This is a genomic window from Maribacter huludaoensis, assembly GCF_029350945.1.
GTDB classification, from domain to species: Bacteria; Bacteroidota; Bacteroidia; order Flavobacteriales; family Flavobacteriaceae; genus Maribacter; species Maribacter huludaoensis.
The window spans coordinates 224,472-238,481 of the sequence record NZ_JARKMS010000005.1 but is presented as its reverse complement, the minus strand read 5'-3'; the positions used below and the strand labels follow the sequence as shown (position 1 = coordinate 238,481).

Here is a 14,010-nt window from a genome sequence, read left to right as displayed (position 1 = left end):
TAATGGTCTTTTTAATTTACTGCGTTGTCTTCTTGTTTTTCTATTTTTAAAATGGTAATCGTAGATTTAATTGGAACATTACTACCTATTTTGTTTTCATCTCCATGATACCCAAAAGCAATTGATGAAGGAAATAGAAATGTAGCCCGTTCATTTTCTTTTAACATTTTAATAGCATCCCTAAGGCCCAAGAACAATTCTTGCTTATCAACCTTATAGGTAACAACGCCAATATCTTCTTGAGAATAAATAGTGTCGTTATCCAAGGTTAAAATGTCATAGGTAAATGCTACTAAATCATCTGTTTTTGGGGTGTAGTTAGTTTCTTCATTAACATTTAAATAATGAAACCAAGAACCGGAATTACTGTGAGAATAATGTTTTAGAGAGTCTAGGGCAATAATTTTTTGAATTTTACTTTCTTCGGCTTCCAACAGTTTTCTACTTCTTTCTATAGACGCCTTAAAGAAGCTTCCGCTTTTTGTTTGAACCGGTTTTCTTGGTTCAGGGCCATCACAGCCTAGCGCCAAAATGGCTATGAATAAAACTAAAACTAATCTCATGATTGTAATTGATTCTTATAAGCAGGTAACAATGATGTAAATTTAGCTATGGTGTCTTCAATATTGTCATCACTTTTTCCGCCTGCCGCATTTGTGTGTCCGCCGCCATTAAAGTGTTTTCTTGCAAAGTCATTAACGGAAAAATCACCTACCGACCTAAAAGAAATTTTATAAATTCCCTCTTCTCTATTTTCAATAAATATGACTGCAAATTTAATTCCGTCCAATGTTAGACCATAGTTTACAAACCCTTCGGTATCGCCTTTTTGATAATTAAAAGTGTCTAATTCATCTTGGCTTAACGTAATGTAGGCCGTTGAATATTCTTCTAATATTACCATATTCTTCAAAGCACAGCCCAATAAATGAAGTCTGCTTGGAGAATTTGTGTCATAAATACGATGATGAATTTCTGTGCCTTCTGCACCTTTATCCATAAGGTCTGCAATAACTCTATGTGTATTACTAGTTGTTGCGGCAAATTTAAAGGAACCGGTATCTGTCATAATACCTGTATATATACAGTTGGCCATTTCTGGGGTAATGCTATTATCGTCCCCCAGTTGGTTGATGAGTACATATACCATTTCACAAGTAGAGCTCATTTTTACATCTGAATACATGATTTTAGCATAATCCGATGGCTCTTGATGATGATCTACCATCACAAAAGTACCTTTTGCAGATGCCAAAATATCGCTCATTTGACCAACACGGCCTAAATGGTTGAAGTCTAATGTAAAAATGATGTCTGCATTATGTATACATGCTTTAGATTGTGAATTTTCTTTTTCAAAATTCAATATTTTATCTGAGCCCGGCATCCATTTTAAAAACTTTGGATAATCATTTGGAGCAACAATACTAGCTGTATGACCGGTGTTGACCAAATAATGCCAAAGTGCCAAAGTTGATCCAATGGCGTCCCCATCGGGATTTTTGTGTGGAATAATTGCTATTTTCTTTGGTGAAGAAAGTAGTTTTTTTAGCTCGTTTAAGTGCTCTAAATTCATGGCGGCAAAGATACAATTTAATAATATAGGCTTTAAACCGAATACCTTAATTTTACCCAGACTTAACTATCTCATATGAAAATTATATACTTTTTTATAAGTACGCTATTTTTGGTATCATGTTCATCCAAGAAAAAAGCGGTAGAAAATAAAGCTGTAAATGCTGATTTTGTGCTGGCTTTTGGTTCTTGTAACAGGGTTGATCTGCCCAATCTTTTATGGGACGACGTTTTAAATGCCAAACCAGATGTTTGGGTCTGGGGCGGTGATAATATTTATGCGGATACCGATGATATGGTTGCTCTTAGGGCAATGTATAATGAACAAAAGGAACAATCTATATATAAGAAACTTGTAGAACGTACGGATATATTAGGTACTTGGGATGATCATGATTATGGTCTAAATGATGGCGGAGTAGAATTTAAGGCTAAGGATGCCAGTCAACAAGAGTTCTTGAATTTTATGGATGTCCCAGAGAGCAGTCCGCTAAGAAAGCGCCAAGGGGTCTTTAATTCCAAGAAATATGAAGTGGATGGTCATACTATAAATATCATTATTTTGGATACTCGGTATTTTAGAACAAAGTTGACCCCTGATACCGAAACAAAAAAGAGGGTAAAACCCAATGAGTATGGGGTAGGTACTATGTTGGGAGCAGCGCAATGGGGTTGGTTAGAAAAAGAACTGAATGATTCAAAAGCTGATTTTAACATCATTGTAAGTAGTGTACAATACTTGTCTAATGAACATGGTTTTGAAACTTGGGGCAATTTTCCTCATGAGGTAGATAAGTTGGCAAACATTATTTTAGATTCAAAGGCTAGAGGAGTAATTATTTTATCTGGTGATAGGCATATATCAGAGTTTTCAAGCACTAAAATAACAGGAATGGAATATCCTTTAATAGATTTTACTAGTAGCGGGCTTACCCATGCCTATAGGGGTTTTACGGGTGAACCAAATAAATATAGAGTAGGAGAAGTTGTTTTTACAGAAAGTTTTGGAATTTTGGAGTTTGATTTTGAAGCTAAAAAGGTTGATTTTAAAATAGTTGGAGATAACGGAATTGTGCTGGAGGAGATAGAACAAGTCTACGAATAGTTGTGAGATATGTGGAAAAACGTATTTTTGCGCAAAAATTAAGATATGAGTACGAATAGAACGTTTACAATGATCAAACCAGATGCCGTAAAGAACGGGCATATTGGGGCTATTTTAGAAAAAATTACTGCTGCTGGTTTTAAGATCGTAGCGATGAAATATACACAATTGAGCTTAAGAGATGCACAAGAATTTTATGGTGTGCACAGAGAGCGTCCTTTCTTTGGTGAGTTAGTGGAGTTCATGACAAGTGGTACAATTGTAGCGGCAATCTTGGAAAAAGAAAATGCTGTTGAGGATTTTAGGGCATTGATCGGTGCTACCAACCCTGCAGACGCAGCAGAGGGTACTATACGTAAAATGTTTGCTACCAGTATTGGCGAAAATGCCGTACATGGTTCTGATAGCGATGAGAATGCGGCTATTGAAGGTGCATTCCATTTTTCTGGTAGAGAAATTTACTAAGACGAATTATAACAAATAAAAAAAGCCAGTTCTTAGAACTGGCTTTTTTTATTATCTGTGTTTGTGATTTGGCTATCTAAGCACAAGTTTTTTTACTACTTCTTTTCCGATCTCTTCATTGAGCATGCGTACAATTTTAGATTTTCCCAAGCTTAATTCTTCACGCAATACAGATGAGCTTAAGGACACGTAAAGGGTGCCGAATTTTAATTCAATTTCAGTAGTATAATTATTTACACCGTTGCCCATTAGTTTTGCCCATGCTTCTCTAGCATCAACTTTATCTATTCCTTTTTCTAATTTGTTTTTTTGAATAAATGCGGAAAGCGCATCTTTCATTGAAGTGTTATCGTTGCCTCTACTTGCCATTATGGGGTTATGTTTATAGGTTCAAATCTGTTGTATTGATATGTAGTACCTTGATTGTTCTTTACCGAGAAACTTTCTGCAGATAGTTTGGTCAAAACTTCTTCCCAGGAATTAGCGTTGTTACTGTAACTCATGAAAACCGAATCGTTAGAAATTCTAATTGTAAAAGGTTCTGCATCATTTGAGGTTTCGAAAGTGCCGTTGAATTTTGGGTCAACTTTTTTTCTAAATCCAGTTATAGAATCTAATTTAATATAATCTACGGTACTGTTTATGGTGTACTCTTTTTTTGCCCCGTCTTTAAAGGTAACTTCTTTTATTTCCCAATATCCGTTTAATAGGTGTAACTGACTTTCGTCAATTTTGGCGTTGCAAGAAATTAAGATTATGGAGCAAATGACCAGTAATTTTTTCATCGTTATAATTTAAAAATTTTATAGGATTGATGAATTTTTTTAACAACACTTTCGGTTCTATCCGCATGGGTGTCGCTTATAAAAATTTGACCAAAATTTTCATCGTTTACCAAAGTTATAATATGCGATACCCTATGTTCGTCCAGTTTGTCGAAAATATCATCTAAGATTAGAATAGGCGTAGTTCCACTTTGCGATTTCATAAAATGAAACTGTGCAAATTTTAAAGCTATTAAAAAGGACTTCTGTTGGCCTTGACTGCCAAATTTTTTAATGGGATAGTTGCTGATTTCAAAGCTAAGGTCGTCTTTATGAATACCTACACTGGTGTATTGCAGTGCCCGGTCTTTATCTAAATTTTTATTTAAAAGAGTTAGGAGGTCATAATCCTTCAATTTACTATTGTAAGAAAGTGAAACATCTTCGGTATTGCCGGTAATAGATTTATATTGTTCTTGAAAAATAGGTATAAAGGCTTCCAGGAATGAGGTTCTTTTTTTAAAGATTTCATTACCATAAGTCTCCATCTGCTCGTTGTATACGGCCAAAGTATCTTTGTTGAACGTTCTATTGGCGGCAAAGTATTTAAGCAAAGCATTTCTTTGCGAAACAACCTTGTTATAATTGATGAGGTTTTGCAGGTAGGCTTTGTCTGATTGGGAGATTACGCCATCAATAAATTTTCTACGGGTATCGCTGCCTTCTATTATAAGGTCCCTGTCCGCAGGAGAAATAATGACCAATGGCAAAAGACCAATATGGTCCGCAAAGCGATCGTATGCTTTTCCGTTACGTTTTATTACTTTTTTATTGTTCTTCTTTAAACTACAAACAATTTTTTCTTCCCTTCCTTCTTTTTCAAATGTGCCATCGATAACAAAAAAATCAGAACCATGACGAATATTTTGAGAAGAAACAGGGTTAAAATAGCTTTTGCCAAATGATAAATGGTAAATGGCATCAAGAATGTTTGTTTTACCAATTCCGTTATCACCTACAAAACAATTTATTTTAGCATCGAACGTCAGTTCTTTTGATTCAAAATTTTTGTAATTGATTAGCGATAATTGTCTTAGCAGCATTAATAAAATCGGATTTTAGATTTGGAAGAATGTAAACCAGTTTAAAATATCCAAAAATAACGAATAAATACACTTTGCGATTTCAATAAAACCATTATTTTTGCGCGACCAATAAATTTAGAGATGGCTACATATAAAAAAAGAGGATATAAACCTGAAACAAAGGCTGAACAGCAAGAATTTGACGAACAGGAAAGCACAACTGCTGAGGTTTTTAGTTCGTTGGATGAAGGTGCTTCTAGATCGGAAGAGTGGGTTTCTAAGAATCAAAATATTATTTTAGGTGTCATTGGTGTTATTGCTATTAGTGTATTAGGCTATTTGGCCTATGATCAATTTGTGGAAAAACCGAAAGAGGCCAATGCTGCAAATGAGATGTATTACCCACAGCAATATTTTGACCAGGCATTGGTTGCAACCAGCGCTAAGGATTCATTGTTTAATTTGGCATTGGAAGGTGCTGAAGGTAAATATGGTTTTTTGGATATTATAGAAGAATATAGCGGTACAAAAGCGGCAAACCTTGCAAATTATGGTGCTGGTATGTCTTATTTAAATATGAACAAATACCAGGAGGCAATTACTTATTTAGAAGATTTTAGTTCTGACGATGCTGTTTTGGGCGCTTTGGCCAAAGGTGGTTTAGGTGATGCTTTTATGCAATTAGATCAACCTTCAGATGCGTTAGGATATTATGAGGCTGCGGTTAAGCATAGTGATAATGATTATACGGCCCCTAAATTTCTATACAAGGCAGGTATTACTGCTTTGGAAATGGGAGATAAGGATAAGGCCTTGAGTTTTTTCCAAAAAATAAAGGACGAGTTTCCAAAATCAGAAAATGCCGCTTCTATAGATGCGTTTATAGGCATGGCTAAAAGTGGTGAATAATGGCTACAGTAAATAAAAATTTATCGGTTTACGATAAAGCAACAATCCCAAACGCGAACGGACTTCGGTTTGGGATTGTTGTTTCAGAATGGAATTCAGAAATAACAGAAGGTCTATATTCTGGTGCAATTGAAGCTTTATTAGATTGCGGCGCAAAAGAATCTGACATCATCCGTTGGGACGTGCCCGGTAGTTTTGAACTAACCTTTGGTTCCAAGAAAATGATACAGAGCCTTAAGATAGATGCGGTCATTGCTATTGGTAGCGTTATACAAGGGGAAACAAAACATTTCGATTTTGTGTGTGATGCAACTGCACAAGGCATAAAAGACTTAAATGTAATTACTGATGTACCGGTCATATTTTGTGTTCTTACGGACAATACTATGCAGCAGGCCATAGACCGCAGTGGTGGTAAGCATGGTAATAAGGGTACTGAAGCCGCTATTGCCGCCATTAAAATGGCAGTTTTGGGTAAAAGCTAAAGTTTATACCCACTTACTTTTCCGGGAAGTTTAACAGAGCTGGGTCAATGTCATAAGATGTTAACAAATTTTGGCATTGGTAACATGTCCTATTTTTCTATTTTAAGTAACTTTGATGTTATGGGGATGCTGAGCAAAATAACGCGGTTACGAAAAAATAGGTCATTTGAATACAATCCTAGGTATTACGATGGTAAGGGAAAAGGTAATCCTTATAAAATAGAGCCGAAATTTGACCAATTCCGCAGTACGTTAAATACATCCCGGGGATTAAAAAGAAAGATTAATAGTGCAATTGAAGACACTAAAAGACAAGGCGATCGTAATTTAAAGATCAGAATGACTATAATAATTGCGATATTGGTTCTTATATTTCTTTACATTATAGATTTTGACCTCACAATTTTCTTTACTTCATAATGGCAGATATTATTAGATTATTACCAGACCATGTAGCAAACCAAATTGCTGCTGGTGAAGTGGTTCAACGTCCATCTTCTGTGGTAAAAGAATTAATGGAGAATGCCATTGATGCCGGTGCGACCGAAATTCAGCTTATTATCAAGGATGGTGGTAAAACATTGATTCAAGTAGTTGATAACGGTAAAGGTATGAGCGGAACAGATGCACGCTTAAGCTTTGAACGCCATGCTACATCAAAAATTCAAAAGGCAGAAGATCTCTTTAATTTGAATACCAAAGGTTTTAGGGGAGAGGCTTTAGCTTCCATTGCCGCTATTGCACATGTAGAAATGCTGACCAAGACGGAGGAAGACGACATTGGTACCAAAATTAAAATTGAAGGCAGTAAAATAGTTACACAAGAGGTTGTGGTAGCCCCAAAGGGAACTTCAATGATGGTAAAAAATCTTTTCTTCAATATTCCGGCAAGACGTAATTTTTTAAAATCTGATCAAGTTGAATATAGGCATATTGCCGATGAATTTCATAGAATAGCACTGGCTCATCCACGGGTCGCTTTTAATTTTTATAATAATGGTAGCGATGTTTTTCAGCTGCCCGGAAATGATTTTAGAAAACGAATAGTACATATTTTTGGGAGAAAAACAGATGAAAAACTGGTGCCTGTAGAAGAAGAAACCCAGGTGGTTAAAATTTCCGGCTATATTCAAAAACCTGAATTTGCTAAAAAAAGTAGGGGAGAGCAGTTTTTCTTTGCAAATAATAGATTTATTAAGAGTCCGTATTTACACCATGCTATATTGGGTGCATTTGAAGGTTTAATTCGTCCGGGTACGCATCCCGGGTATTTTTTAAGCCTTGAGGTTGATCCGGGTACCATTGATATAAACATACATCCAACCAAGACAGAGGTTAAGTTTGATGATGAGCATACGTTATACGCTATGCTAAAATCTACCGTTAAACATAGTTTAGGTCAATTCAACGTTGTGCCCGCATTGGATTTTGAACAAGATCAAAATTTAGATACTCCGTATTCCTATAAAAACAAAACGGTAGATATACCGCAAGTAGTAGTAGACTCTTCCTTTAATCCATTTGAAACGGCACAGCCTGTAAAAAGCAATACTAACGGTGGTAATTATAAGAAACCAAAGGTAGACGGTTGGGAAAATTTATATGTAGGCTTAGAAACATCTGCAGATAGTGGAGCAAGTCATTTGGAGTTTGAGTCAGAAGTAGTCAATAGCAGTATTTTTGATAATGAAAAAGAAGCTGTAGATCATTCTACGACTACTTTTCAAATGCGTAAAAAGTATATTATTACAACAATTAAATCTGGTATGGTCGTCATCAACCAGAGTAGGGCGCACCAAAGGGTGTTATATGAGAATTTTTTAAAAAATATTACAATTAAAGAAGCTGTTAGCCAGCAGTTACTTTTTCCTTTGACCTTATCTTTTTCTACTAGCGAAATAAGTATTTTAAGGGAAATTAAAGAGAATTTATGTACCGTTGGTTTCGTATTTGGCGAAATTTCCGATGACGGCGTAGAAATTTCAGGAGTTCCGGTTTTAGTTGTTGAAAGTGAAGTGCAAATGATTATGGAGCAACTCATTTCTGATTTTCAGCAAGAAGTGCCGGGCGATAGTTTTTCTCAAAGTGATATGTTGGCAAAGACCTTGGCAAAAACACTCTCTGTAAAAACGGGCGAAACCTTAGATGAGTTTTCTCAAGTAAAATTGGTAAACGATTTGTTTGCATGTAAGGAAACAACTTTAAGTCCGTTTAACAAAAAAGTTTACATTACGGTTACAGAAAATGATATTGAACGAAAATTTATATAAATGGGAAGGATAACAGAAACTATTAAACATTTACTGATAATTAACGTTCTGTTTTTTGTTGCTACACAATTGTATGGTGAACAAATGTATGAGTTGTTTTCTTTGTACTTTCCAAAAAATGAACATTTTCAACTTTGGCAGATCATTACCCATATGTTTATGCATGGCGGGTTTATGCATATATTATTTAACATGTATGCTTTATGGGCTTTTGGGTCGCCTTTAGAGCAAATGTGGGGTAGAAATAAATTCTTGTTTTTCTATATTTCTGCCGGCTTAGGTGCTGCATTGATTCATATTGGTGTTAATTATTACTACTACAATGCCGGAATGAGTGCCCTAATGGAGGCTGGATTAGCTGAAAGTAATATTCTTGAAATCATTAATAACGGGCAGTATAGTACAGACTGGTATAATATAGCAGGTAAAGCAACTATAGATAACTTTCTAAGCGCATTCAATACTCCGGTAGTTGGTGCTTCAGGTGCTATTTACGGTATATTAGTTGCATTTGGCATGTCTTATCCAAATAGTGAATTGTTTCTTATTTTTCTTCCTGTTCCCATTAAGGCAAAATTCTTTATACCTGTTTTAATAGGATTGGATTTGTTTTCTGGTGTTACCGGGTATAGTCTGTTTGGGCAAGGTATTGCTCATTTTGCCCATGTTGGTGGAGCCTTATTTGGATTCTTAATGATGTGGTACTGGAAAAAAAATCAGTTTAATAATAATAGGTGGAACTAAACTATGGCTCAACCAGATTTAAAATATCAATTTAGTAGATTAAACATTGCAGAAAAACTCATTGCGGTCAACGTACTGGTTTTTATTGTAAATGCTTTAATTCCCTTTCTATTAGGCTTATCAGGTAATAGTATTGTGCAGTGGTTTGAGTTGCCCAATGATATAGTGGATATTGCTTTGCAACCATGGTCCATTATTACCTATTCATTTTTTCATGGAGGTATAGGTCACTTGTTTTGGAACATGTTAATGATATATTTTGTGGGGCGTATCTTTTTAAACTTATTTGATGCGAAGCGCTTTTTAAATGTATATATTTTGGGGGTTATTTTGGGCGGACTCTTTTTTGTTCTGGGCTATAATATCTTTCCTGCTTTTTTTGACATCAATGCAACTTTGATCGGTGCTTCGGCAGGTGCCAGTGCCGTTTTAATATTTATATGTACTTACCTGCCAAATCAAGAAGTGCGGATTATATTTTTTAATGTAAAACTTTGGATGGTAGGGGCGGTATTGGTTTTAAGTGATTTAATTCTTTTGCCGATCAGTAACTCTGGGGGGCATTTGGCGCATTTGGGCGGTGCATTTTTAGGATACTTATATGCAAGTCAATTGGCAAAAGGAAACGATATTGGGTCTGGTTTTTCAAAGTTTATGGATAGTATTGCTAACCTTTTTAAGGCTTCAGAGAAGAAGGCGCCTTTAAAAACCGTCTATAAGAATAAAAGTACTACACGTAGTACCAGCAGTTCTGCCGTTGATTACGATAAGAAATCTCATCAGAAAAAGATTGATGCTATACTTGATAAAATTAGCAAATCTGGTTATGAAAGTCTTTCAAAGGCAGAAAAGGACTTTTTGTTTAAAGCTGGTAAAGAAAATTAAGCATGAAAAGATTGTCTTTTTTTAAAAAAATCATATTGTTCTTAAATGTGATTGTGGCTTTCTGTTTGTTTTTGGCGTGCATTGTACCATATACATCTATAGCTAGCCTGGCATTTATAAGTTTAACCGTACCTGCATTGGTTTTAATAAACATGTTGTTTTTTATATACTGGTTAATTGGAAAGAGCATATATATGTTACTGTCTCTTGCTATTTTAGTTTTTGGTTACTTTACCCTTGGTTCTTTTATAGCCTTTAACGGGCGTTCCAATAGTGTTGCTGATGCTAATACCATTTCGTTGTTAAGTTATAATGTTCTCAGTTTTCATAATAGTGATAATGATTATGAAATTAATACAGCTCCTGAAATTGTGGATTTTATTATTAATGAGAATCCGGATATTTTATTGTTTCAAGAATTTCAAAGCTTTTATATTAAAGAGGATATGCTGCGAGCTTATCCATATATTTCAAAAAGGGAAAGTTTAGAAGAGGTTGAAGGGGGTAAAAATTTAGCAATCTATTCTAAGTTTAAAATTATTAATAATGGAACATTAGAATTTCCAGATTCTTATAACGGTGGTCTTTTTGTTGACATTGTTATGAAAAATGATACTTTAAGGGTATTTAATCTGCACATGGAATCATTTGGTGTAAGGCCTTATAGTATTAAGTATGAGCGGTCGGATCGATTGTTTGTTCGATTAAGAGATTGTTTTGCCAAACAGCAGAGACAAGCTTTGATCGTTAGGGATTTTATTGATAAAAGTCCATATAAGGTTGTTGTGTCCGGTGACTTTAATAATACTCAATTTTCAAAGAGTTATTTTGACATCAAAGGTAATTTAAAGGATAGTTTTTTAGAAGGGGGTCATGGTTATGGAGAAACTATTAAATTTTGGAAATTTCCTTTTAGAATTGATATGTTATTATTAGACCCTTCATTTAAGGTGTTAACTCACAAAAATTTTAATATAGATTTATCTGATCACGAACCAATTATGGCTACTTTTAAGTTGAACGAAGAATAAATAGGCAGTCTACGGTATCTGCTAAAATGTGTATTAGCAATGCCAGTCCAAATATGCGTGTTTTTCTATAAATAAAAAGTAAAGTGTAAATGCCAATTGCCCAATAGGTATGTAGCGGGTGAAAGTTAATGCTGCATCGGTTAGGGTCAAATAATGGCGTGGCCAAAAAATGATCAATGTCAATCAGTATTGCGGATAATATTATAATTGCAGACCAAAGTTTGTTGTCCTTATAAAAATAAATGGCAATTATAATAGGTATTATAAAATGTATACCATAATGGGCTACAAACCTAATCATTAGATGGCTCTATAAACTCGTGTTTTAAATATTCAATACTATTGGGTCCTATGTTAAATAGTAGGTCTAAAATGCTTAAATTAGGTGTAAAGCCATGTCTGTCTCCAAAAACCTGCGTATAACGCTCCATATTTAACTGAGGTTTAAACTTTGCATTTATCAAAAATCTAAAATCCTCCTTATTCTCAGGGTTTGTTTCAAATGCAACTGTTCTATCGGTTGGCATATCTAATTGTAGACAATCAAATATGGTCTCTATGGTCTTTAAATTATAATCAAGCAGACTTTCATATGGCTGATTGTATAATAGTCTTATATCATCTTCATAAAACTCAAAGAAAGGTGATGTTCTGTAGGCGGTCTCTAACGTGCGCCAATGTTGTCTTTGCCAAGGATAAGAATTGTCTATTTGAACATCCTTATATTTTTGTCTACCGTTTGCTCTGCCTACATGTATGATCGGTATACTTAGAATGTGCTTACCTCGATCATTAGAAATATAAGTTCTATTTCTAAAGGTCTGTTTCTGGTAATTATCGTTAACCTCCCAGCAAATAGGGTGGTGCATGATATAGCTAAATGTTACTATGTTAGGGAAATATGAGGGGTGTATTAATTTCACTTTTTTTCCTTTTTACGTTTCCAGAACCAATTTCCTACGAAATACGCTACTAATAAAATTAAAAAATACTTGAAGTATGATTGTGGTTCTCCATCGCCGTTTACCGTAGTAAATATACGATCCCATCTAGGTCTCCAATTGCTTATGCCTTCCGTGAAATTATCGAAACTCATCCATATAAAAATAGGAGTGCCAACAATATGATTTTCAGGAACATAGCCCCAAGCTCTACTATCTTCAGAGTGGTCCCTATTATCACCCATCATCCAAAAATAATCTTGCTTAAAGGTATAGCTAGTTACCGGAACACGATTTATGCTAATTTGATTGCCAGATACTGAAATATCGTTCTTCTCGTACTCTTGGATAATTTTCTTGTATAATGGAAGAACTTTTAAATTTAGGTCTACCGTTGCTCCTTTTTGAGGAATGTAGATCGGTCCCATTTGGCTATAGTTCCAAGGGTAATCAGGACTTTGAGGAAATAAGTTGATACCTCTTCTTCCTTTTTCAACTACCTGTTGTACTACAGAATCAATATTAGGGTCTTTTCTCAATGCTGACACCATATCGGCAGTTAAAGGAACGGTGCGTTGGCGATCGGTAATTTCTTTTAGTGCAAATCCGTATTTAGATATGATCTTTGGAGGAATACCCGAGGCTTTCGTATAGAGTTCTAGCTGACCGTTGTCTGTTGGTTTGTAACCAACTAAATAAGGGTTAAGGGCATTTGCTTGATTTTGATTTAACTGCCCAGATAAATATTTTCTGGTAAAATCAGTGACCCCTAAATTGTCAAGTGTTTTAGAAGATACACCTTTAGAGCTGTAAATATTATAGTCAAACTGTGGTTTGGCACTACTGGGTAATTCTAATTGCTTACCGTTGATAAAAACATAACCGTCACGAACTTCAAGAGAATCGCCAGGTACACCAACGCAACGTTTAACGTAGTTAGATTTTTTATCTATCGGTTTATCAACGCCTTTTTCTTTTTTAAAGAATACACGAACGGTATCTGCAGGCCAGCTAAATACAACAATATCGTTTCTTTCTACTTTTGTGAACCCTGGTAACCTAAAATAGGGCAGTTGTGGTTTTTTTAGATAGGAAGGAACACCTAATACCGGTAACGTATCATGAACCATGGGAGCTGCAACAGTGGTCATTGGTGTTCTTGCCCCGTAATGAAATTTGCTTACAAAAAGAAAATCTCCCACTCTTAACGTACGTTCCAATGATCCTGTTGGAATTACATATGGTTGAATGAAATAAGTGTGTACCAATGTAGCAGCTACTACGGCGAATAAAATGGAACTAATCCATTCTCCTGCCGCTGTAGTTGGTTGTAAAGACCTGTCTTCAATATATTTTACATCTAGAGAATAGTTTACATAGTAGATATAAAAACCCAGTGTCAATACTACGATCCAAGTTTCTAACTTGCTATTTCTTCCAAAGCTTCTAATTGTTTCTACCCATATTACCGGGAACATCAATAGGTTAATAATAGGAATGAACAGTAATACTACCCACCATTTTGGTCTATTGATAATTTGCATTAAAACTATAGCATTGTATACAGGTATTGCTGCTTCCCAAGCTTTTCTGCCTGCTTTAACATATAGTTTCCAAGTACCTAAAAAATGTATTACTTGTACAATGAGAATAAAAATAATCCATTGAGTGCCGTTCATCGTTTTTATTTTTTATTAAAATAGATTGAATTATAAATGTGAAGGTTCACATTAATAATCCATCAGTCTTTT

16 protein-coding genes are annotated in these 14,010 nt (G+C 35.0%); 8 read left to right on the top strand and 8 right to left on the bottom strand.

All coding sequences use genetic code 11. The annotated features are described in order from the left end of the window. Window positions 1-11: 11 nt before the first annotated feature. Both gldI and PXC01_RS15225 read right to left on the bottom strand, forming a co-directional pair. Complete coding sequence (gene gldI / locus PXC01_RS15230; protein ID WP_276473147.1) at window positions 12-563, bottom strand: gliding motility-associated peptidyl-prolyl isomerase GldI; 552 nt, start codon at window positions 561-563, stop codon at window positions 12-14. Then, window positions 560-1,576 carry a DHH family phosphoesterase gene (locus PXC01_RS15225; protein WP_276473146.1) on the bottom strand — a complete coding sequence of 339 codons (1,017 nt, stop codon included), beginning with the start codon at window positions 1,574-1,576 and terminating at the stop codon, window positions 560-562. The genes gldI and PXC01_RS15225 overlap by 4 nt, the downstream gene beginning before the upstream one ends. A 75-nt stretch (window positions 1,577-1,651) precedes the next feature. On the opposite strand from PXC01_RS15225, the gene PXC01_RS15220 reads away from it, so the two are divergent. Further along, window positions 1,652-2,680, top strand: a complete 1,029-nt coding sequence (locus PXC01_RS15220) for an alkaline phosphatase D family protein (protein ID WP_276473145.1) — start codon at window positions 1,652-1,654, stop codon at window positions 2,678-2,680. A gap of 45 nt (window positions 2,681-2,725) precedes the next feature. Further along, a complete protein-coding gene (locus PXC01_RS15215; protein ID WP_276473144.1) occupies window positions 2,726-3,145 on the top strand; it encodes a nucleoside-diphosphate kinase in 420 nt (139 codons plus the stop codon). A 72-nt stretch (window positions 3,146-3,217) separates the two neighbouring features. On the opposite strand, the gene PXC01_RS15210 is transcribed toward PXC01_RS15215, so the two are convergent. From PXC01_RS15210 to recF, 3 genes are read right to left on the bottom strand one after another with little or no spacing between them, the layout of a single operon-like run. Further along, window positions 3,218-3,514, bottom strand: coding sequence for a DciA family protein (locus PXC01_RS15210; RefSeq protein WP_276473143.1), 297 nt, complete (start codon window positions 3,512-3,514; stop codon window positions 3,218-3,220). Further along, window positions 3,514-3,930: a lipocalin family protein gene (locus PXC01_RS15205; protein WP_276473142.1), complete on the bottom strand. Its 417-nt coding sequence runs from the start codon at window positions 3,928-3,930 to the stop codon at window positions 3,514-3,516. Before PXC01_RS15205 ends, PXC01_RS15210 begins: the two co-directional genes overlap by 1 nt. 2 nt (window positions 3,931-3,932) lie before the next feature. Continuing rightward, window positions 3,933-5,012, bottom strand: coding sequence for a DNA replication/repair protein RecF (gene recF / locus PXC01_RS15200; protein ID WP_276473141.1), 1,080 nt, complete (start codon window positions 5,010-5,012; stop codon window positions 3,933-3,935). Window positions 5,013-5,135: 123 nt separating this feature from the next. Here recF and PXC01_RS15195 point away from each other — a divergent pair, with 123 nt between their 5' ends. The 6 genes from PXC01_RS15195 (at window position 5,136) to PXC01_RS15165 (ending at window position 11,318) form a co-directional block, all read left to right on the top strand. After that, window positions 5,136-5,903, top strand: a complete 768-nt coding sequence (locus PXC01_RS15195; RefSeq protein ID WP_276473140.1) for a tetratricopeptide repeat protein — start codon at window positions 5,136-5,138, stop codon at window positions 5,901-5,903. Next, window positions 5,903-6,388: a 6,7-dimethyl-8-ribityllumazine synthase gene (gene ribH, locus PXC01_RS15190; RefSeq protein ID WP_276473139.1), complete on the top strand. Its 486-nt coding sequence runs from the start codon at window positions 5,903-5,905 to the stop codon at window positions 6,386-6,388. The genes PXC01_RS15195 and ribH overlap by 1 nt, the downstream gene beginning before the upstream one ends. A 419-nt stretch (window positions 6,389-6,807) precedes the next feature. After that, the gene (mutL, locus tag PXC01_RS15180) at window positions 6,808-8,658 is read left to right on the top strand and encodes a DNA mismatch repair endonuclease MutL (RefSeq protein WP_276473138.1); all 1,851 of its coding nucleotides are present in this window, start codon (window positions 6,808-6,810) and stop codon (window positions 8,656-8,658) included. After that, window positions 8,659-9,402: a rhomboid family intramembrane serine protease gene (locus PXC01_RS15175; RefSeq protein ID WP_276473137.1), complete on the top strand. Its 744-nt coding sequence runs from the start codon at window positions 8,659-8,661 to the stop codon at window positions 9,400-9,402. A gap of 3 nt (window positions 9,403-9,405) precedes the next feature. Beyond that, the gene (locus PXC01_RS15170; protein WP_276473136.1) at window positions 9,406-10,287 is read left to right on the top strand and encodes a rhomboid family intramembrane serine protease; all 882 of its coding nucleotides are present in this window, start codon (window positions 9,406-9,408) and stop codon (window positions 10,285-10,287) included. Between the two features lie 194 nt (window positions 10,288-10,481). After that, window positions 10,482-11,318: an endonuclease/exonuclease/phosphatase family protein gene (locus PXC01_RS15165; RefSeq protein ID WP_276473135.1), complete on the top strand. Its 837-nt coding sequence runs from the start codon at window positions 10,482-10,484 to the stop codon at window positions 11,316-11,318. On the opposite strand, the gene PXC01_RS15160 is transcribed toward PXC01_RS15165, so the two are convergent. Genes PXC01_RS15160 through lepB form a run of 3 tightly spaced genes read right to left on the bottom strand, consistent with a single transcriptional unit; the run spans window position 11,299 to window position 13,938 of the window. Then, window positions 11,299-11,619 carry a DUF6122 family protein gene (locus tag PXC01_RS15160; protein ID WP_276473134.1) on the bottom strand — a complete coding sequence of 107 codons (321 nt, stop codon included), beginning with the start codon at window positions 11,617-11,619 and terminating at the stop codon, window positions 11,299-11,301. The two genes, PXC01_RS15165 and PXC01_RS15160, sit on opposite strands and share 20 nt — an antisense overlap. After that, window positions 11,612-12,241 carry a WbqC family protein gene (locus tag PXC01_RS15155; RefSeq protein WP_276473133.1) on the bottom strand — a complete coding sequence of 210 codons (630 nt, stop codon included), beginning with the start codon at window positions 12,239-12,241 and terminating at the stop codon, window positions 11,612-11,614. The genes PXC01_RS15160 and PXC01_RS15155 overlap by 8 nt, the downstream gene beginning before the upstream one ends. After that, window positions 12,238-13,938: a signal peptidase I gene (gene lepB / locus PXC01_RS15150; protein WP_276473132.1), complete on the bottom strand. Its 1,701-nt coding sequence runs from the start codon at window positions 13,936-13,938 to the stop codon at window positions 12,238-12,240. The genes PXC01_RS15155 and lepB overlap by 4 nt, the downstream gene beginning before the upstream one ends. Window positions 13,939-14,010 lie beyond the last annotated feature (72 nt).

Coding starts and splice junctions, on each gene's coding strand:
- PXC01_RS15175 (WP_276473137.1), top strand. CDS start 8,659: ATGGGAAGGATAACAGAAACTATTAAACATTTACTGATAATTAACGTT.
- recF (WP_276473141.1), bottom strand. CDS start 5,012: ATGCTGCTAAGACAATTATCGCTAATCAATTACAAAAATTTTGAATCA.
- PXC01_RS15160 (WP_276473134.1), bottom strand. CDS start 11,619: ATGATTAGGTTTGTAGCCCATTATGGTATACATTTTATAATACCTATT.
- PXC01_RS15220 (WP_276473145.1), top strand. CDS start 1,652: ATGAAAATTATATACTTTTTTATAAGTACGCTATTTTTGGTATCATGT.
- PXC01_RS15195 (WP_276473140.1), top strand. CDS start 5,136: ATGGCTACATATAAAAAAAGAGGATATAAACCTGAAACAAAGGCTGAA.
- PXC01_RS15170 (WP_276473136.1), top strand. CDS start 9,406: ATGGCTCAACCAGATTTAAAATATCAATTTAGTAGATTAAACATTGCA.
- PXC01_RS15210 (WP_276473143.1), bottom strand. CDS start 3,514: ATGGCAAGTAGAGGCAACGATAACACTTCAATGAAAGATGCGCTTTCC.
- PXC01_RS15165 (WP_276473135.1), top strand. CDS start 10,482: ATGTTACTGTCTCTTGCTATTTTAGTTTTTGGTTACTTTACCCTTGGT.
- gldI (WP_276473147.1), bottom strand. CDS start 563: ATGAGATTAGTTTTAGTTTTATTCATAGCCATTTTGGCGCTAGGCTGT.
- lepB (WP_276473132.1), bottom strand. CDS start 13,938: ATGAACGGCACTCAATGGATTATTTTTATTCTCATTGTACAAGTAATA.
- PXC01_RS15205 (WP_276473142.1), bottom strand. CDS start 3,930: ATGAAAAAATTACTGGTCATTTGCTCCATAATCTTAATTTCTTGCAAC.
- PXC01_RS15215 (WP_276473144.1), top strand. CDS start 2,726: ATGAGTACGAATAGAACGTTTACAATGATCAAACCAGATGCCGTAAAG.
- ribH (WP_276473139.1), top strand. CDS start 5,903: ATGGCTACAGTAAATAAAAATTTATCGGTTTACGATAAAGCAACAATC.
- PXC01_RS15225 (WP_276473146.1), bottom strand. CDS start 1,576: ATGAATTTAGAGCACTTAAACGAGCTAAAAAAACTACTTTCTTCACCA.
- mutL (WP_276473138.1), top strand. CDS start 6,808: ATGGCAGATATTATTAGATTATTACCAGACCATGTAGCAAACCAAATT.